The sequence below is a fragment of the Streptomyces sp. NPDC007346 genome (assembly GCF_040703535.1).
Lineage (GTDB): Bacteria > Actinomycetota > Actinomycetes > Streptomycetales > Streptomycetaceae > Streptomyces.
Genome location: NZ_JBEYKR010000041.1, coordinates 1 through 17,647 on the forward strand (window position 1 = coordinate 1; position 17,647 = coordinate 17,647).

A 17,647-nucleotide genomic window follows, 5' to 3' on the forward strand; every position below is an offset into this window, starting at 1 on the left:
AGGATCTGGGGTGCAAGGCGGGCCTGGCCTTCAATCCGGCCACAGGGCTGGAGGAATGCAAGTATGTGTTCGACAAGCTCGACCTGTTGTTGCTGCCACTGATCGGCGCCGTGGCCACAGGTGCCTCCTCGTGTCGCCCGTACATGTGTCGGGCCATTGTGCCAGCCCGTCCGGGCGCCGCGGCCGAACACGTACGGTGCGACGCCCTCACACGTGCACGTCGTCCGTGCCCCGGCGGGCCGCCGGTACCTCCAGGGTGCACTCGGCCCCCCTCGCCTCGCTCACCCGGGCCCGGCGTTTCGCGAGCGGAGCCGCGAGCGCGGTCAGCGCGACGAACACCGCGATGGCCAGCAGCACGATCGTCGCGCCCGGAGGAACGTCCTGGTAGTACGAGGTCACGGTGCCGGTCAGGGTCACGGCCGTGCCGATCACCACGGAGAGCACGAACGTCACCTTGAAGGACTTGGTGATCTGCTGGGCGGCCGCCACCGGCACCACCATCAGCGCGCTGACCAGCAGCAGCCCCACGACCCGCATCGCGACGGTCACCGTCACGGCGGCCGTGACCGCGATCAGCAGGTTCAGCACCCGTACCGGCAGCCCGGTGACCCGGGCGAACTCCTCGTCCTGGCTGACCGCGAACAGCTGCCGCCGCAGCCCGACCGTGACCAGCACCACGAAGGCGGCCAGCACGCAGATCGCGATGACGTCGGACTCGGAGACGGTGGAGAGCGAGCCGAAGAGGTACGAGGTCAGGTTGGCGTTGGAGCCGGTGTCGGACAGGTTGATCAGCATCACACCGCCCGCCATACCGCCGTAGAAGAGCATCGCCAGGGCGAGGTCGCCGCGCGTGTGCCCGTACCAGCGGATCAGCTCCATGGTGACCGCACCGGCCACCGCGACGGCCGTGGCCATCCAGACGGGGCTGGTGGAGAGCAGGAAGCCGAGGCCGACACCGGTCATCGCGATGTGCCCGATGCCGTCGCCCATCAGGGCCTGCCGGCGCTGCACCAGGTAGATGCCGATGGCGGGCGCGGTGATGCCGACCAGGACGGCCGCGATGAGCGCCCGCTGCATGAAGGGAGGGGTGAGGAATTCGAGCAGCATCAGGTCAGCAGTCCCGTCCGTACGGGCTCGTCGGCCGCGTGGGGGTGTACGTGGTCGTGGCCGGGCAGGGCGTGCTGGCCGAGCGCCTCGGGCGGCGGGCCGTCGTGCGTGACGCAGCCGTCGCGCAGGACCACGGCCCGGTCGATCAGGGGCTCCAGCGGGCCCAGCTCGTGCAGGACGAGGAGTACGGAGGTGGTCAGGGCCACCTGTTCGCGCAGGGTCGCCGCCAGGATCTCCTGGCTCGCCAGGTCCACCCCGGCCATCGGCTCGTCCATGATCAGCAGCTCCGGCTCGGCGGCCAGGGCGCGGGCTATCAGCACCCGCTGGTGCTGGCCGCCCGACAGGGCGCTCACGGAGTCCTTGGCGCGGTCGGCCAGCCCCACCAGCTCGATGGCCCGGTCCACGGCCGCCCGGTCCGCCTTCCCGGGCCACCGCAGCCTCGTACGGGCCAGCCGGCCCGAGGCGACGACCTCGCGGATCGTGGCGGGCACGCCGCCGGCGGCCGTGGTGCGCTGCGGCACGTAACCGATGCGGCCCCACTGGCGGAAGCGGCGCAGCTCGGTGCCGAACAGCTCGACGGTGCCGCCGGTCAGGGGGACCTGGCCGATGACGGAGCGTACGGCGGTGGACTTGCCCGAACCGTTGGCGCCCAGCAGGGCGACGACCTCGCCGCGGCGCACGGTGAGGTCCACCCCGCGCAGCACGGGGCGCGCGCCGAGGGTGGCCGTGGCACCGCGCAGGCTGACCACGGGCTCGCGGGGGGCGCCCACGGGCTCGCGGGTGGTGCTCTCACGCTCCGGCATGAGCGCCTCCGATCCGGTGGTGGTACGGGTGAAGCGGGTGGTACGAGTGAAGCTGGTGGTACGGGTGAAGCGGGTGGTACGGGTCACTTCGCGCCGAGCGCCTTCTGCAGCGCGGCGAGGTTGGACTCCATGACCTCGAAGTAGTCAGCGCCCTTGGACTTCTTCGTGATTCCCTCCAGCGGGTCCAGGACGTCGGTCTTCAGCCCGGTGTCCTTCGCGAGGGTCTTCGCGGTCCTGTCACTGGCGAGCGTCTCGAAGAAGACCGTGGTGGCCTTCTCCTTCTCGGCGATGGTGTGGAGCTGCTGGATCCGGGCCGGGGTCGGCTCGGCCTCGGGGTCGATGCCCGCGATGCCCTGCTGGGTGAGCCCGTAGCGCTCGGCGAGGTAGCCGAAGGCGGAGTGGGTGGTGATGAAGGTCTTGGTGGCGGTGTTCTTCAGCCCGCTCTCGTACGCCGTGTTCAGCTTGTCCAGCTCGGCGACGAGGGCCTCGGTGTTCTTCTTGTAGTCGGCGGCGTGGTCGGGGTCGGCCTTCTCCAGCGACTTGCCGACGCCCTTGGCGACCTCGGCGTACTTCACCGGGTCCAGCCAGACGTGCGGGTCGGCGCCGCCTTCCTCGCCGTGGTTGTGGCCGTCGCCCTCGGAGTGCTCCTCGTGGGCGTCCTCGCCCTCGTGGCCGTGCTCGTCCTCGTCCTCGTGATCGTGGTCGTGGCCACTGACCTCGGCTCCGTGGTTCTCCAGCGTGGTGAGGGTCGCGGCGTCGACGGTGTTCTTCACACCGGACTGCTTGATCGCGTCGTCCACGGCCGGCTGGATGCCCTTGAGGTACAGCACGTAGTCGGAGTCGCCGAGGGAGCCGATCTGGCGCGGGGTGAGCTCCAGGTCGTGCGGCTCGACACCCGGCTTGGTGAGGCTGGTGACCGCGACGTGCTCGCCGCCTATCCGCTCGGCCAGGAACTGCATCGGATAGAACGACGCCGTCACCGTCAGCTTGTCGCCGCCGGCCCCGTCGCCCCCGTCCGCCGCGTCGGTGGTGGAGCAGGCGGTGAGAGCGGTCAGGCCGAGGACGACTGCTCCGGCGACGGCGGTGGTGGGTATGAGGCGGCGTACGTTCATGACACTCATTTTCAACAAAAGTGGAAACGATTGTCAACAAGGCTGATGAGATGCCCGGAAGGTCACATAGGGGCAGGCGAAGATCGTCGGACCGGCCGCCGATTTGATCCAGGGGGTCCGCCCGCCGGTAATCTGAGTCATTCGCCGTTCGTCATCGTCGTATGAAGAGAGCACCGTGGCCGCCGACAAGATCGACACCATCGTCAGCCTGAGCAAGCGCCGTGGCTTCGTCTACCCCTGCAGTGAGATCTACGGTGGCCAGAAGGCCGCCTGGGACTACGGGCCGCTGGGCGTGGAGATGAAGGAGAACCTGAAGCGTCAGTGGTGGCGCTACATGGTCACCGCGCGTGAGGACGTGGTCGGCATCGACTCGTCGGTCATCCTGGCCCCCGAGGTCTGGGTCGCCTCCGGCCACGTCGCCACCTTCTCGGACCCGCTGACCGAGTGCACCTCCTGTCACAAGCGCTACCGCGCCGACCACCTGGAGGAGGCGTACGAGGAGAAGCACGGCAAGCCGCCGGTCAACGGCCTCGCCGACCTCAACTGCCCCAACTGCGGTAACAAGGGCACCTTCACCGAGCCCAAGCAGTTCTCGGGCCTGCTCTCCACCCACCTCGGCCCGACCCAGGACTCCGGCTCGGTCGCCTACCTGCGCCCCGAGACCGCCCAGGGCATCTTCACCAACTTCGGCCAGGTGCAGCAGACTTCGCGCAAGAAGCCGCCGTTCGGCATCGCCCAGATGGGCAAGTCCTTCCGGAACGAGATCACTCCGGGCAACTTCATCTTCCGGACCCGCGAGTTCGAGCAGATGGAGATGGAGTTCTTCGTCAAGCCGGGCGAGGACGAGGAGTGGCAGCAGTACTGGATGGACCAGCGCTGGAACTGGTACACGGACCTCGGCATGCGCGAGGAGAACATGCGCTGGTTCGAGCACCCGCAGGAGAAGCTCTCCCACTACTCCAAGCGCACCGCGGACATCGAGTACCGCTTCCGCTTCGGCGGCAGCGAGTGGGGCGAGCTGGAGGGCGTCGCCAACCGCACCGACTACGACCTCAAGGCGCACTCCAAGGCCTCGGGCACCGACCTCCAGTTCTACGACCAGGAGGCCGGCGAGCGCTGGACGCCGTACGTCATCGAGCCCGCGGCCGGTGTCGGCCGCGCGATGCTGGCGTTCCTGCTCGACGCCTACATCGAGGACGAGGCGCCCAACGCCAAGGGCGTCATGGAGAAGCGCACCGTGATGCGTCTCGACCCGCGCCTGGCGCCGGTCAAGGTCGCGGTCCTGCCGCTCTCCCGCAACCCGCAGCTCTCGCCGAAGGCCAAGGGCCTGGCGACCGACCTGCGCAAGAACTGGAACATCGAGTTCGACGACGCGGGCGCCATCGGCCGCCGCTACCGTCGCCAGGACGAGATCGGCACGCCGTTCTGCGTCACCGTCGACTTCGACACCCTGGACGACAACGCGGTGACCGTGCGCGAGCGCGACACGATGAAGCAGGAGCGCGTCTCCCTGGACCAGATCCAGGCGTACCTCGGCGCCCGTCTGATCGGCTGCTGACGATCCCCGTACGCCCCTGTGGGCGCGTGAGGCCCCCGGTCCCGGGCACGGGACCGGGGGCCTCCTCGTACAGTCCGACCTCCTACGGCCTGAGACCCCGGCGGCCTTGGCCCCGACAGCCTTGGCCCCGGCGGCCGGAAAACCTGGTGCGGGGCGCTCCGGGAGCGGGGTACCGTTCCGGCATGTCTTCGTTCTTCCAGATCTACGAGTGAGAGCGCGGCGGGTGCCCGACCACCCGCCGCCCACCGGATCGATCGATCGCGATCACCTGATCACTTCCTTCCTCACTTCTCACCACGAATGGGAGAACGCCGTGGCCAAGAGCCGCAACAACCTCCTCGGCGTCGGCGGACAGCGTAAGAAGCTGTCCCGCGCCGAACAGCAGGGCGCGGGTTCCGCGCGAGGCGCCGACCGCAAGGCCGCCGAGGACAAGAAGCAGGAGCTGGTGCGCAAGATGCGCGAGCGCGCCGAGGCCCAGGCGGCCACCACCGCCGAGCCGGGCGAGCAGGGCGCGCAGCCCGCGCAGAGCTGACACCTGAGCAGTACCTCGTAATACGACGGTGGGCCCGGATCATCCGTGATCCGGGCCCACACCCGTGCTCGGCCCCCACCTCGGCGGGCGATGAGGGCTTGCCAATGAATGACCGACTGTCCTATGAATTGCTCTGTGGCGGTCGGGGCCGCAGCATGTAAGTCACCTCGGTGGGAAGGTCAGGCCCAGCCGCTCACGGCTCTCGACGACGGAGGACCTGGATGGCATCGTATTTCGAGAACGGTGACGGTTCGCTGGTGCCGGACGCCCTCAGGGGCTTCGCCCGTGCCCACGCGGACCTGCTCACGCTCGACCCCGGCCACGGCTTCCTCCGGGCCCGCGACCCGGCGCCTTCCCGGAGGGTCGGCCTCCTCTCGGGCGGCGGATCGGGGCACGAGCCCCTGCACGCCGGGTACGTCGGGCGAGGCATGCTGGACGTCGCCTGCCCGGGGCTCGTCTTCGCCTCACCGCACAACCGGCAGGTGTACGAGGGGTCCCTCGCCGCGGCCCGGCCCGAGGGCGTGCTGCACATCGTGAAGAACTACACCGGCGACCGGATCAACTTCGGTATCGCCGCCGAACGGCTTGCCCACCGTGATGTCCCGTGCGCCCGTGTCCTGATCGACGACGACCTCGCCACCGACTCCGAGGACGTCGCCGCGGGCCGCCGGGGCACCGGCGGCACCGTCCTGATCGAGAAGATCCTCGGCGCGGCGGCCGACACCGGTCTCGGCCTCCAGGAGCTCCAGGAGCTGGGCACCCGCCTCGCCGCGGGCTGCCGCACCCTCGCCGTCGCCTCCGCCGCGCACACCGCCCCCACCACCGGCAGACCCGCCTTCCTCCTCGACCCGGAGGAGCTGGAGTACGGCGTCGGCATCCATGGCGAGCGCGCCCGGGAGACCATCCGCCGCGGGCCCCTCGGCCCTCTGGTCGAGCGCATGGCCTCCGCGCTTGTGGACGCGCTCTCCCCGGCCCCGGGCTCCTCCGTCATCACGCTGGTCAACGGCCTCGGCGCCGTCACCCCGCTGGAGCTGTACGCCGTCCACGCCGAGCTCTGCGGCCTGCTCGACGGCCGCGGCATCGAACCGGCCCGCTCCCTCGTCGGCGAGTACGTCACCGCGCTGGACATGCGCGGCTTCTCCATCACCCTGCTCACCGCCGACCACGAGACCCTGCGTCTGTACGACGCTCCGGTACGGACCGCCACCCTGCGCTGGTGAGACGCCGCACGCCCGTTCCCGAACGAGTTCCCCCGAGCACGGGAGGCACCGCATGACGAGCAGCACGCCCCACGAGGCGTTCTCCACCGACGGCTGGATGCGCCGCTTCGTGCGGTCGGCCCACGCCGCCGAGGACCGCCTCACCGCCCTGGACCAAGAAGTGGGCGACGGCGACTTCGGTGTCAACCTCACCACCGGGGCGGACTGCGCCATGCGGCGCCTCGACGCGGGCTCCGCGTCCGGCAGCGATCCCGCGGGCCCCCTTCAGGCCGCGGCCACGGCCTTCCTGGACGAGGTCGGCGGCACCAGCGGGCCGCTGTTCGGCCTGCTGTTCCAGTCACTGGCCGCTGCCGTGGCCGACGCGGGGGCCGCCACCACGTCGGCTCTCGGGGCCGGTGCGGCGGACGGGCTGGCGGCCATCCGCCGGGTGGGTGACGCCGCACCCGGCGACAAGACCCTCGTCGACGCACTCGCCCCGGCGGCAGAAGCCCTCCAAGCCGCCCCGGAGGGCACGCCGCCGGCGAAGGCTCTGGCCGCCGCCGCGGCAGCCGCCTGGACCGGCGTGCACGAGACCGCGCGCCTGCGCGCCCGGATGGGACGCTCCAGCTATCTCGGTGAACGGGCCGAAGGCGTACCCGACCCGGGCGCGGTGGGCGTCGCACTGCTCTTCGCCTCCGCCCAGGCCGTCGTGGAGGACCTCGGCACGCGGCTGGACTGAACCCCGGCCCGCGGCTGGACCGGGCGGACGGCCGCTGCCTATCCCCGCGCCCCGCGAGCCGGCCAGGACTCCACCCAGGCCGTCAGGGACGGGGCGTGCAGGGCCGGCACCCACAGGTCGGCCCGGACCGCGTCCTCGGACCCGGGGTACGGGCCCACCCCGACCACACGCAGCCCGGCCCGCCGTGCCGATTCGATGCCCGTCATCGAGTCCTCGACGGCCAGGGCTCGTCGCGGTGCGGCACCGCAGAGGCGGGCGGCCGTGGCGTAGACGTCCGGCCACGGCTTCGGGCGCACCGGCTCCTCGTTGCCGGCCCGGTGGCCCTCCTCGTCCGGGACCACGATGTGCCCGAAGTGGCCCAGCAGCCCGGCCCGGTCCAGGCTCGCCTCCACGACCTCGAGGGGGCAGTTGCTCGCCACGGCCAGCGGCAGGCGGCCGGACAGCCGTCGTACGAACTCGGCGGCCCCGGGCATCGTCACCGGGTCATCGGCGACCCGCGCCATGAAGTGGTGCAGTAGCGCGTCGGTCATCTCCTCCGCCAGCCGGGGCTTGTCCGCCTCCTGGGCCATCAGCCGCCCGCAGTCGATGTAATGCACTCCCTTGGCCCGTTCGGCGAAGCCCGGCGCGGGGCGGATTCCGAACCCTCGGAAGACTTGGTTCCGTGCGTCCTGCCAGTGGCTTTCGGTGTCCATCAAGGTGCCGTCGCAGTCGAAGACGACAGCCTCGGGAGACCAGTCGGGCAGGGCGTTTGTCGTGGTGCTCATGGTGTGCCGCTCCTGAAGGAGGGGGCGGTCGGGCTCGTGGCGGGACCGCGGATGCGTGAGGTGGTGCATGTGGCCCGGGACGGCTCCGAGGACGCCCAGCGTCCGCCGTCGCGTGCGATGCCGGGGGAATACGTCGACGCATTCCCGACCGAACTGCGAAACATCTCTGCACTCACGCTAGGGAGGTTTCGTTGGGGGATGCAATCACTGCTTTGTGTGCTCGACCGCGCCGGGCCCGAGGTGTAAAGGCATGCCGCCCGATGATTCGCGAAAGCGTCAATCACCGCACCAACGCCGGTCACGCCGAGGCCAGTTGAAGAAAGACCGTGCAAGGGCCAACAGTCAGGAGGCTGAAATGTGCGGCTTCACTCGAATGGCAGATTAATCGCCGGAAGAAGAGAGAAAACCCCTCCTCCGTGTGCACGCTCGAAAGCACGTAACAATAAAACGAAGGAGCTGGTTGTTTACACCGGCGTACGCGGGCGCACAAAATTATCACGAGGGAACGGAAATGAGCGGTCCCGGCGAACGGCTCGCCCGCTTCGTCCTCGTTCGGGGCGGTGCCCGAGGAGGCCGGAGGGGAGGGGGCGGAGTGCGCTGCGGGGCATGGCAGGTAGGCCTGTAGCAGCGGTCGAGGTGACCCGACGCGCTGGTCGCGGTGGCTCGGTGACCGCTTACCCGGTTCCGTCGGACGAGCAGATGAATGTCGCGAACCCGAGGTAAAGGGCCGCGTGTCATCGGGCAAAGGGCAAGTAATGTCAGTATATGTATGCGGGCACCCGCAAAGGGATCGAGAACTCTTTCCGGATTGCACACCGTCGATTTCGTTTCGCCTTTGACTATTCAAGGCGGATTGCTGTCGGTGTCCCCATCGACCTGTGCGCAGGCTTGTCCCCTCGGCTACGCGCCGCGCGCACGTCGTCCCGCTATCGGCCTGTTCACGGCCACCACGCAAGGAGCAGAGACATGCGCTACGGAAGTGCGCTGCGCGAGGAGATCCACACGCCCGGCACCACCCCGCTCGTCGGTATCTACGACATGTACTCGGCGTCGGTCGCCGCCCGGCACTACGACGGCTTCTTCGTCTCCGGTTTCGGCTTCGCGGCGTCCCACTACGGGCTGCCGGACATCGGCTTCATCGCCTGGCCGGACATGGTCGCCTTCGCCGAGCGGCTCCGGCTCGCCTTCCCCTCCCACCACCTCCTGGTCGACATCGACGACGGTTACGTGGACCCGGAGGTGGCCTGCCACGTGGTCCAGCGGCTGGAGCGGGCCGGGGCCTCCGGCGTGATCCTGGAGGACCAGCGGCGCCCGCGCCGGTGCGGCCACGCGGACGGCAAGAGGGTGCTGCCCCTGGAGGAGTACCTGGAGAAGCTGAACCTGGTCCTCGCGACCCGGCGGGACCTGGTGGTCGTGGCCCGCACCGACGCCACCGAGGAGGAGGACATCCTGCGCCGCGCCCAGGCCCTCGCGGAGACCGATGCCGATGTGGTGCTGGTCGACGGGGTGCGGGACGTCGAGTGGATCCGCCGCATCCGCAAGGTCATCGACGACAAGCCCCTGCTCTTCAACCAGATCGCGGGCGGCAGGTCGCCGAGGCTCTCCCTCCGCGAACTCACCGAACTGGAATGCCAGATGGCCATCTACAGCACCCCCTGCCTGTTCGCCGCGCACACCGCCATCGACACCGCGCTGGGCGAGCTGAAGCGGGCCGACGGGCGGCTCCCGGAGTTCACGCCCGGCACGTCGGTCGGTGTGCGGGCCTCCACCGAACTGCTGGAGAAGAACATCAGCCGCCACCACCCGGTCGCACCGAGTCCCCTCCCCGCCTGAAAGGAGCGGAAGAACATGACGGCCTTCCCCCCCGGGGCCACGGTCCAGCGACCTGCACACCACCACCGCCACCAGCAGACCACCAGCAGCTGAGCATCGTCGTGCCGCTGCTCGTGCCTTGCGCGCTCGGTCAGGCCGCACGGCCCTGGACCGCGGACGGGATCACCCGGCACCGCCGGATCACGACGGTGTGCGACCGGGGCTCCGCTCCTCCTGGTCCGTCCACTCCGCCTTCAGCCAAGGAGCCGACGCAGGTATCCGGGGGCGACTCTCCCCGGCACGACGCGGCCTGTTCGTGATGGTCTGCGCGCTCCTCCTCACGCTGGTCCTGGTATCCACCTCAGGGGCGACCAGGAAACCGCGCGTGCGGCACGAGGACCGTGTCACCGTGGTCTTCCGCGCCTTCGACTCCGTACGCCGTGCCCTCTCGCTCCCTCGCCGTCAGGAACTACCGTGTCCCACACCTCCGCCGCCCCCCGGGTGAGCAGCCCGACTCCGCGCGCCGGCTCCCACCGCTTCACCGCGGTGATCAGCCGCATCGCCGAGGAGATGGCCGCACTCGACGACCACGGCATACCCGCCGACTACATACCGATGCTCGCCGGTGCCGACCCCGGGCGGTTCGGCATGGCCGTCGCGGAGCCCGACGGGACCGTCTACGGTGTCGGCGACTGGCGGCAGCCCTTCTCGACGCAGTCCATCACCAAGGTGTTCGCCCTGGCCCTGGCGCTCTCCCTGGACGGCGAACGGATATGGCGGGGCGTGGGCCGTGAGCCTTCGGGCAACCCCTTCAACTCCCTGGTGCAACTGGAGTACGAGAGCGGTGTTCCCCGTAACCCGTTCATCAACGCCGGTGCCCTGGTGGTGACCGACCGGCTCCAGGCCCTGACCGGGGACGCCGCCGGACAGGTACGGGACCTGTTGCGTGCGGAGAGCGGCAACGCCGCCATCGACTTCATGCCGGAAGTCGCCGCCTCCGAGGCGGCCTACGGTGACCGCAACGCCGCGCTGGCCCACTTCATGGCCTCCTACGGCAACATCACGCTCCCGGTCCCCGAACTGCTCTCCGCCTACTTCCGCCAGTGCTCGATCGAGGCGTCGTGCGCGGACCTGGCCCTGTCGGCCGGGTTTCTGGCCCGGCACGGGCTGCGGGCCGACGGTTCCGCGCTGCTGACCCGCAGCCAGGCGAAGCAGGTCAACGCGGTCATGCTCACCTGCGGGACGTACGACGCGGCCGGCGAGTTCGCCTACCGGGTGGGGCTGCCGGGCAAGAGCGGCGTCGGCGGCGGGATCATCGCCATCGTGCCCGGTGTGTGCACCCTGTGCGTATGGAGCCCCGGCCTCGACCGGCGCGGCAACTCGGTGGCGGGCGTCTCGGCCCTCGACCGCTTCACCACGCTCACCGGGCTGTCCGTCTTCTGACGCGTCCGCCACCGAGTTGCCGTGTGGCGGCCGGACTACCGGCCCGGCCTGGTCCAGAACTGGCGTGGCGCGAAGCCCTCGCGCCGCAGCCAGTGCTCCGTATGGACGATCCGCTCGGCCTCGATCACGACGAGCGGGCCCGACTGCGCGGGTCCGGGCGGGCCGCGGCCCGGTTCGGTCGTGCGGTGCCCCGTCCCGATCTGCGGCGGCGGCCCGGCCCCGGGGCAGGTGTCAGGCCAGACGCGTGGCCCTCAGGCCGTCGAGCGGGTACTCGGACGGCAGCTCGGCCGGGTCGCCCGGCACGGTGATCTGTACGGCGATGGGCCGCGAGTTCCCCGCTGCCAGCAGCTGATCCGTCCGCGAGTCGATGTACACCTTGCCGTCCTCGTGCGTGACGTCGACACCGGACGCCTCGACCTTCGCCCCCTGTGCCGTGCGCAGGTCGAACGAGATCCGGAACCTGTGTGTCTCCTTCCCCTCGCCGCCTGCCTTGCCGACAGCGGTGACGGTCAGTTCGACGCTGTAGACCTTGCCCTGCGGATCGGTGCTCTGCCACGAACCGCTGGACTTCTTCGTCACGACGATCTCGTCGTAGCTGGGAGGAATCGGCATCGGCGTGATGCGCCCGGCCCCGTTCACGACCTCCAGGCCGTCGACGGGGATCTTCCCCCTGCCGATCCGCTCGGCGCGGTCGGGGACGGTGTCGCCGCTCAGGTCCAGGTGGTTGACGTTGCCCGCCGAGTCGACGGCGTAGAAATGGCCGACGGAGTCGAAGAACGTGGCCGAGTAGGACTTGCGGGAGCCGCTGGACACGCTGGCCTCGGCGGGGAGGAAGACTCCCTCCCTGAGCACGGTCTTCATGGGGTCCTTCCGGGGATCCACGTGCAGCAGGTCGCCGTTGTCGCCCTCGACCGAGATCAGCCGGCCGTCCTTCGGATGGTGGGCGAAGTCGTCCCACCGTCCGGGGCCCGGACGGTTTCCGGCGGTCGCCGTCCGGGTCACCACGTCGATCGTGTAGCTGGGGACGGCGGGGCCGCTCGCGACGAGCAGCTTCTTCCCGTCGTCGTCCATGTCGCCGTCGTACCAGTTCAGTCCGCTCGGCAGCCCGTCGACGACCGCGTCCGAGACCGTGCCGGCCTCCACGTCGATGGTGACGAGCCGGTTGCCGCTGACGGCGAAGAGCAAGGGTTCCTTGTCGTCGCCCCGGTACTGCGCGCCCATGGCGGTGTAGCCGCTTTCGTACGCCGGCACGTTCTCGACCACACGGGTGTCCCCGTCGAGGGGATCGAAGCGGTGGATCCGCGTGTTCGTCCTGCCTACCGCCAGATAGACCTTACGGTGAGCCACGAGTTGATTCCCGTCGGTGACGGTCTGGGTGCCGCCTCAGCATTGGGTGGCTGCACATTCCTCCGCAAGTCATGAAGGGGCCGACTGGTGAAAAATGGACAATTCCGGTTGCTGTGCGCTCTCTCGGCGCGCCTGCTCGACGGGCGTCGGAATGCGGGGGATGAACGGCTCGGTCGGCCATCGAGGCGGAGGTTCCCTCCGGGGGCTTCGCCGGGCGTGACGGGAAGCCGGCGGGTGGGCCGCGTCTGGCCGACCGCCCGCCGGTGGACGTCGAGCCCGCATACGGCTGGAGCGGCTGCACCGGATCACCCTCGTCGCCGAGTGGCCGTGTCGGCGAGGAACGTCGGGGTAGCCGAGCGTCAGGCCGGTCCACATCGAGATCGGGTCCCGGAACGACCGTCCCGAAGGAGTGGCAGATGACTACGCAGCACGGCAACCAGCCGACCGGGCAGCACTACAACGGTGCGCCTCGGCGCGGGGCGGACAGCAACGTGCTCAGCATCATCGCGATGGTCCTGGGTGTGATCGGGTTCATCTTCCTGCCGATCGTCTTCGCTCTGGTCGGCCTCGTGCTGGCCATCGTCGCCAAGACCGTCCGGCACGAGCGGCTCTCCACGGTCGCCATCGTCGTCAGCGCCATCGGCCTGGTCGGCGGCATGGTCCTCGGCGCGGTCCTCGCCAACATGTGAGTCGAGCCCCTGCCGGCGGCGCCGGTCACCCCGCTCGCCCGCCCTGTCTGCGGGCAGCGGACCGACCCGCTCGGCGTCGGCCGACGCGCCGGTCCCGCGAAAGCCCCACCGTGCTCGGCGCGGTGGGGCTTTCGCGCGCTGTTCGACCAGGCGCTTCCTGACCGACGCCTGAGCGCCGGCCTGTGGGGGCGGCCGATCCTTGCGGGGCTCTCCATCTCGACCTGGCCGAGCGGGACTTCATCAAGGGACGGCCGGAGAGGAAGCCGGGCCCGATTCGGTGGAAGCACGTGGTCAGGCGGGTCACGAGAAGGTAGCGTCACGCACGTCGAGGGCCTTCGGACGGCGACGCGAAGCTCTCCGCCCCCGGAAGGCCTCGACCTCCACTTCGGCTCAGGCCCCGCGGCGCCTGTCCCCGTCACGCCTCCCGCTACCCTCACCGGCGACGAGTCCCGTAAGGAACTGACCATGAACGACGAGATCCAGCTGATCAGTGACGGCGATGGCCTGGCGGTCATCGGGGATCACGCGGCGGTCGAACGCTTCCTCGTCTCCGAAGGGCTGCCGTCGAAGGACCTCGGACTGCCAAGGCTCCGGCATGCTCTCGATAACGCGGCAGGCATGGCGCAGGCGGGTTCCGAGATCGCCGGCAACTCGGGGCGCTGGGTGAAGCTGACCAAGGAGTCGGCGCACCTCGTCGACAAGTACGGACTGAGGGAGGGCGCCAAGTCAGGCCTCCCCACAGGGGTGTTCAAGGGGGACGGCGGCCAGATCAAGGGGTTCGTCGAATTCGCGAAGGGAGCGGGGCCGCTGCGGACCGGTCCTGTGGGCATGGCCAACATCGCGGTGGTCATGGCGCAACTCGCCATGCAGCAGACCATGGACGAAGTCATCGACTACCTCGCCACGATCGACGAGAAGGTCGACGACGTGCTCCGCGCCCAGAAGGACGCCGCGTTGTCGGACATGATCGGGGTGGACCTCGTGATCGAGGAGGCCATGACCATCCGGGAGCAGGTGGGCCGGGTCTCCGAGATCACCTGGTCGAAGGTGCAGGACACGCCGGGGACGATCGCGGCGACCCAGGCGTACGCGCTGCGGCAACTCGACGCCCTCGCGGAGAAGATGGAGCGCAAGGCGAAGATCGGCGATCTCGCCGCGGCGGCCCAGGAAGCCGAGTCCAAGGCTCAGGAGTGGCTTGCCGTCCTGGCTCGTTGCTTCCAGTTGCAGGACGCCATCGCCGTACTCGAACTCGACCGGGTGCTCGACGCGGCTCCGGAGGAGCTGGACCGGCACCGGCTCGGGATCCGGATCGCCCGGCAGAACCGGCTGGACCTCATCTCGCGGAGCACCGTGTGTCTGGTGGCCCGGATGAACGCGGCGGCCGTAGCCGCCAACGCGAAGGTGCTGATGCACCCGGCCAAGTCCCCGGCCGTGGTCCGGTCGAGCAACCAGGTCGTGACGGGCGTCCACGATTTCCACGGGCGGCTCGGGATCGAGGCCGGTCGGCAGCGGTCGGAGACCAGGCGGTGGGCGGTCGCGGCGGCCGAGGCGAGGGACAAGGCGCTTGAGACGGGGGCGAAGGGTGTCGGTGCGGCCGTGAGTCTGGGCGGTGAGGCCCTGGACGTGGCCGGTTCGGCGAGGGACAAGGCGCTTGAGACAGGGGCGAAGGGTGTCGGTGCGGCCGTGAGTCTGGGTGGCGAGGCCCTGGACGTGGCCGGTTCGGCGAGGGACAAGGCGCTTGAGACAGGGGCGAAGGGCGTCGGTGCGGCCATGAGTCTGGGCGCCGAGGCCCTTGACCTGGCCGGTTCGGCGAAGGACAAGCTCTCCAGTGGGATCGCCGGGCTGGCGCGCCGCCGACGCGGGGACGGCGGAGGGCTCGCGGAAGGATGAGAGAGGTACGGGGGAACGGTGGCCGCCGCGTCGTCCGGGCCTCCGGCGCGGCGGCCACCGCCGGTGATGCGGCAAGGGCCGTCTCGCCGCAGAGTCCGGCACGTCTCTTTCCCTGCGGTGACTATTTCCATGGCCTTGGCCATGGCCAAGGAAATATGGCCCCGCGCAGAAGCGCCCCCCAGCTGCTGGCGCCCAGGGCTCGAACGGGTGAGGGGGTGAGCGCACGAGGGTGAGCGCACGGGGGCACGAGGGTGAGCGCCTGACCGGTGGAGTCCGCGGCGAGGGTGCCCTCCTCGTGCCCGGCACCGGCGCGGTCCTCCCTCCGGCGTGCGCGACAATGGAGCAATGACCACGCTCGCCCCCGCCCTCCCGCAGCTCCGTATCGGCCCGCACACCGTGCAGCCGCCGGTGGTGCTCGCGCCCATGGCCGGCATCACCAACGCCCCGTTCCGGACACTGTGCCGGGAGTTCTCCGGGGGCAAGGGGCTGTTCGTCAGCGAGATGATCACCACGCGGGCGCTGGTCGAGCGCAACGAGAAGACCATGCAGCTCATCCACTTCGACGCGGCGGAGACCCCCCGCTCGATCCAGCTGTACGGGGTCGACCCGGTCACCGTCGGCAAGGCCGTCCGCATGATCGTCGACGAGAACCTCGCCGACCACATCGACCTCAACTTCGGCTGCCCGGTCCCCAAGGTCACCCGCAAGGGCGGCGGCTCCGCGCTCCCGTACAAGCGGCCCCTGCTGCGGGCCATCCTCAACCAGGCCGTCTCCAACGCCGGGGACCTCCCCGTCACCATCAAGATGCGCAAGGGCATCGACGACGACCACATCACCTTCCTCGACGCGGGCCGCATCGCCGTCGAGGAGGGGGTCACCGCCGTCGCCCTGCACGGCAGGACGGCCGCCCAGCACTACGGCGGCACCGCCGACTGGGACGCCATCGCCCGGCTCAAGGAGCACGTCCCGGAGATCCCCGTCCTCGGCAACGGGGACATCTGGTGCGCCGACGACGCCCTGCGCATGATGCGGGAGACCGGCTGCGACGGAGTCGTCGTCGGGCGCGGGTGCCTCGGGCGGCCCTGGCTCTTCGCCGACCTGGTGAGCGCCATGGAAGGCAGCGCGGCCCGGCACGCGCCCACCCTGCGCGAGGTCGCGGACGTCATGGTGCGCCACGCCACGCTGCTGGGGGAGTGGATCGGTGACGAGACGCGTGGCGTGATCGACTTCCGCAAGCACGTGGCCTGGTACCTCAAGGGGTTCGCGGTCGGCTCCGAGATGCGCAAGAAGCTGGCCATCACCTCCTCGCTGGAGGAGCTGGCCGGTCAGCTGCACGAGCTGAACCTCGACCAGCCCTGGCCGGAGGGCGCCGACGGGCCGCGCGGGCGGACCTCGGGCAACAACCGGGTCGTCCTGCCGGACGGCTGGCTCAAGGACCCGTACGACTGCTCGGGCGTCAGCGCCGACGCGGAGCTGGACACCTCCGGCGGCTGAGCCGGCACGCGTAGGGGGCTGAGTCCGTACGCGTACGAGGCTGAAGCCGGTACGCGTGCGCGGTCGAGTGGTTCGTACGCGTGCGAGGTCGAGCGGCGTACGCGTATGAGGTCGAGTGGTCCGTACTCGTACGAGGCCGAGCCCGTACGCGTTCGGGAACGCCTCAGCCGCCCACGTCCGGGCCCGCTCTGCGCTCCAGCGGGGCCGCCGCCGTCGAGTTCATCACGTTGAAGACGACGCTGCCCGCCCGGTAGCGGTCGTCCGTCCACTCGATGGCCCGGCCCGCCGCCGTGTACGTCAGGTGGCGCTGGCGCAGCAGTGGGCTGGCCCGGCGCACCCGCAGGAGCCGGGCGTCCTCGCTGCCCGCCGCGACCGCGTCGATCAGGTGCTCGCCGTGGTGCGCGACGATGTCCGCCCGCTCCGCGATGCTGTCCATGATCGAGACGCAGTCCTCCGGCAGCGCCAGGACGGCCGGGGCCACCCAGTCCGCGTACACGGTCCGCTCGACCATCACCGGCTCGCCGTCCAGCCACCGCAGCCGCAGTACGTAGAGCACCTCGCCGCCCGGCTCCGCGTCCAGGCGGTCGGCCTCCTCGTCGGTGGCGGCCCGCATCGTGCGGGTGATGATGCGGCTGGCGACCTCGCACCCCATCGCCTGTGCCCACTGCGCGAAGCTGTTGAGCTGCTGGAAGCTCTGGCGGCGCTCCTGGCGCAGGACGACCCGCCGGGCCCCCTGCCGGGAGCCGATCAGCCCCTCGGAGACCAGCAGCGCCACCGCCTGGCGGACCGTGCCGCGCGAGACGGACCAGCGGGTGGCGAGGTCGCTCTCGGACGGCAGCCGGGCGCCGAGCGGGTACGTGCCGGCGCGGATGGCGTGCCGCAGCGACTCGGCGATCTCCCGATAGCGTGAATGGCCCACGTGTCCCCCTCGCCTGTCCCGGCGATCATCGGCTGTGTACAGGCCCGCTCCTGGGTGACGGCCCCGCCGCTCACTCTAGCGTCGTCGCGGCGCGTTTCGATGCGCGGTCGTTATCTACCACAACACCTGTTCAGTGGGCTTTCCTCTTCCTGTCCTCTTGCGGCGGCGGACATGGGACGTTAACTCTCCGGACACCTGACCAGGGCGAACTGGTGCCAGCTTGTATGAACAAGTGGCCC

General features: G+C 70.2%; 15 protein-coding genes and 2 pseudogenes. 10 read left to right on the forward strand and 7 right to left on the reverse strand.

From position 1 onward, the window contains the following. Nucleotides 1-5 precede the first annotated feature (5 nt). Nucleotides 6-83: pseudogene (locus AB0917_RS13535) on the forward strand (ribulose-phosphate 3-epimerase); the annotation flags it as partial. Between the two features lie 124 nt (nucleotides 84-207). Here the strand turns inward: AB0917_RS13535 and AB0917_RS13540 are convergent. From AB0917_RS13540 to AB0917_RS13550, 3 genes are all read right to left on the reverse strand, one after another. Continuing rightward, on the reverse strand, nucleotides 208-1,107 hold the full coding sequence (locus AB0917_RS13540; RefSeq protein WP_366819669.1) for a metal ABC transporter permease: 900 nt from the start codon (nucleotides 1,105-1,107) through the stop codon (nucleotides 208-210). Next, entirely contained in the window at nucleotides 1,107-1,910 is an 804-nt protein-coding gene (locus AB0917_RS13545) for a metal ABC transporter ATP-binding protein (RefSeq protein ID WP_366819712.1), read from the reverse strand. The genes AB0917_RS13540 and AB0917_RS13545 overlap by 1 nt, the downstream gene beginning before the upstream one ends. Before the next feature lie 83 nt (nucleotides 1,911-1,993). Further along, the gene (locus tag AB0917_RS13550; protein WP_366819670.1) at nucleotides 1,994-3,022 is read right to left on the reverse strand and encodes a metal ABC transporter substrate-binding protein; all 1,029 of its coding nucleotides are present in this window, start codon (nucleotides 3,020-3,022) and stop codon (nucleotides 1,994-1,996) included. 175 nt (nucleotides 3,023-3,197) lie between these two features. Here AB0917_RS13550 and AB0917_RS13555 point away from each other — a divergent pair, with 175 nt between their 5' ends. The 4 genes from AB0917_RS13555 (at nucleotide 3,198) to dhaL (ending at nucleotide 7,050) form a co-directional block, all read left to right on the forward strand. Further along, on the forward strand, nucleotides 3,198-4,580 hold the full coding sequence (locus AB0917_RS13555; protein ID WP_366819671.1) for a glycine--tRNA ligase: 1,383 nt from the start codon (nucleotides 3,198-3,200) through the stop codon (nucleotides 4,578-4,580). A 313-nt stretch (nucleotides 4,581-4,893) separates the two neighbouring features. Beyond that, entirely contained in the window at nucleotides 4,894-5,112 is a 219-nt protein-coding gene (locus tag AB0917_RS13560) for a DUF6243 family protein (protein WP_366819672.1), read from the forward strand. Between the two features lie 221 nt (nucleotides 5,113-5,333). Beyond that, nucleotides 5,334-6,332, forward strand: coding sequence for a dihydroxyacetone kinase subunit DhaK (locus AB0917_RS13565; RefSeq protein WP_366819673.1), 999 nt, complete (start codon nucleotides 5,334-5,336; stop codon nucleotides 6,330-6,332). 52 nt (nucleotides 6,333-6,384) lie between these two features. Beyond that, the gene (gene dhaL / locus AB0917_RS13570; RefSeq protein ID WP_366819674.1) at nucleotides 6,385-7,050 is read left to right on the forward strand and encodes a dihydroxyacetone kinase subunit DhaL; all 666 of its coding nucleotides are present in this window, start codon (nucleotides 6,385-6,387) and stop codon (nucleotides 7,048-7,050) included. Nucleotides 7,051-7,088: 38 nt separating this feature from the next. Here the strand turns inward: dhaL and AB0917_RS13575 are convergent, their stop codons facing one another. Then, nucleotides 7,089-7,814, reverse strand: a complete 726-nt coding sequence (locus tag AB0917_RS13575) for an HAD family phosphatase (RefSeq protein ID WP_366819675.1) — start codon at nucleotides 7,812-7,814, stop codon at nucleotides 7,089-7,091. 966 nt (nucleotides 7,815-8,780) lie between these two features. On the opposite strand from AB0917_RS13575, the gene AB0917_RS13580 reads away from it, so the two are divergent. Continuing rightward, nucleotides 8,781-9,647 carry an isocitrate lyase/PEP mutase family protein gene (locus tag AB0917_RS13580; RefSeq protein ID WP_366819676.1) on the forward strand — a complete coding sequence of 289 codons (867 nt, stop codon included), beginning with the start codon at nucleotides 8,781-8,783 and terminating at the stop codon, nucleotides 9,645-9,647. A 453-nt stretch (nucleotides 9,648-10,100) separates the two neighbouring features. After that, a complete protein-coding gene (locus AB0917_RS13585; protein ID WP_366819677.1) occupies nucleotides 10,101-11,069 on the forward strand; it encodes a glutaminase in 969 nt (322 codons plus the stop codon). A gap of 35 nt (nucleotides 11,070-11,104) precedes the next feature. Here AB0917_RS13585 and AB0917_RS13590 read toward each other — a convergent pair. Next, nucleotides 11,105-11,221 (reverse strand): annotated as a pseudogene (locus tag AB0917_RS13590) (pyridoxamine 5'-phosphate oxidase family protein); the annotation flags it as partial. Nucleotides 11,222-11,300: 79 nt separating this feature from the next. Beyond that, a complete protein-coding gene (locus tag AB0917_RS13595) occupies nucleotides 11,301-12,416 on the reverse strand; it encodes a hypothetical protein (RefSeq protein ID WP_366819678.1) in 1,116 nt (371 codons plus the stop codon). 416 nt (nucleotides 12,417-12,832) lie between these two features. Between AB0917_RS13595 and AB0917_RS13600 the strand changes: the two genes are divergently transcribed. The 3 genes from AB0917_RS13600 to dusB all read left to right on the forward strand — a co-directional run bounded on the left by AB0917_RS13600 (nucleotide 12,833) and on the right by dusB (nucleotide 16,489). Then, entirely contained in the window at nucleotides 12,833-13,105 is a 273-nt protein-coding gene (locus AB0917_RS13600; protein WP_366819680.1) for a hypothetical protein, read from the forward strand. A 465-nt stretch (nucleotides 13,106-13,570) separates the two neighbouring features. After that, the gene (locus AB0917_RS13605) at nucleotides 13,571-14,995 is read left to right on the forward strand and encodes a hypothetical protein (protein ID WP_366819681.1); all 1,425 of its coding nucleotides are present in this window, start codon (nucleotides 13,571-13,573) and stop codon (nucleotides 14,993-14,995) included. 345 nt (nucleotides 14,996-15,340) lie between these two features. Beyond that, nucleotides 15,341-16,489 carry a tRNA dihydrouridine synthase DusB gene (dusB, locus tag AB0917_RS13610; RefSeq protein ID WP_366819682.1) on the forward strand — a complete coding sequence of 383 codons (1,149 nt, stop codon included), beginning with the start codon at nucleotides 15,341-15,343 and terminating at the stop codon, nucleotides 16,487-16,489. A gap of 163 nt (nucleotides 16,490-16,652) precedes the next feature. On the opposite strand, the gene AB0917_RS13615 is transcribed toward dusB, so the two are convergent. Further along, nucleotides 16,653-17,408 carry a GntR family transcriptional regulator gene (locus tag AB0917_RS13615; RefSeq protein WP_366819683.1) on the reverse strand — a complete coding sequence of 252 codons (756 nt, stop codon included), beginning with the start codon at nucleotides 17,406-17,408 and terminating at the stop codon, nucleotides 16,653-16,655. Nucleotides 17,409-17,647: the final 239 nt, after the last annotated feature.

Coding starts and splice junctions, on each gene's coding strand:
- AB0917_RS13540 (WP_366819669.1), bottom strand. CDS start 1,107: ATGCTGCTCGAATTCCTCACCCCTCCCTTCATGCAGCGGGCGCTCATC.
- AB0917_RS13545 (WP_366819712.1), bottom strand. CDS start 1,910: ATGCCGGAGCGTGAGAGCACCACCCGCGAGCCCGTGGGCGCCCCCCGC.
- AB0917_RS13550 (WP_366819670.1), bottom strand. CDS start 3,022: ATGAACGTACGCCGCCTCATACCCACCACCGCCGTCGCCGGAGCAGTC.
- AB0917_RS13565 (WP_366819673.1), top strand. CDS start 5,334: ATGGCATCGTATTTCGAGAACGGTGACGGTTCGCTGGTGCCGGACGCC.
- dhaL (WP_366819674.1), top strand. CDS start 6,385: ATGACGAGCAGCACGCCCCACGAGGCGTTCTCCACCGACGGCTGGATG.
- AB0917_RS13575 (WP_366819675.1), bottom strand. CDS start 7,814: ATGAGCACCACGACAAACGCCCTGCCCGACTGGTCTCCCGAGGCTGTC.
- AB0917_RS13580 (WP_366819676.1), top strand. CDS start 8,781: ATGCGCTACGGAAGTGCGCTGCGCGAGGAGATCCACACGCCCGGCACC.
- AB0917_RS13600 (WP_366819680.1), top strand. CDS start 12,833: ATGACTACGCAGCACGGCAACCAGCCGACCGGGCAGCACTACAACGGT.
- AB0917_RS13605 (WP_366819681.1), top strand. CDS start 13,571: ATGAACGACGAGATCCAGCTGATCAGTGACGGCGATGGCCTGGCGGTC.
- dusB (WP_366819682.1), top strand. CDS start 15,341: ATGACCACGCTCGCCCCCGCCCTCCCGCAGCTCCGTATCGGCCCGCAC.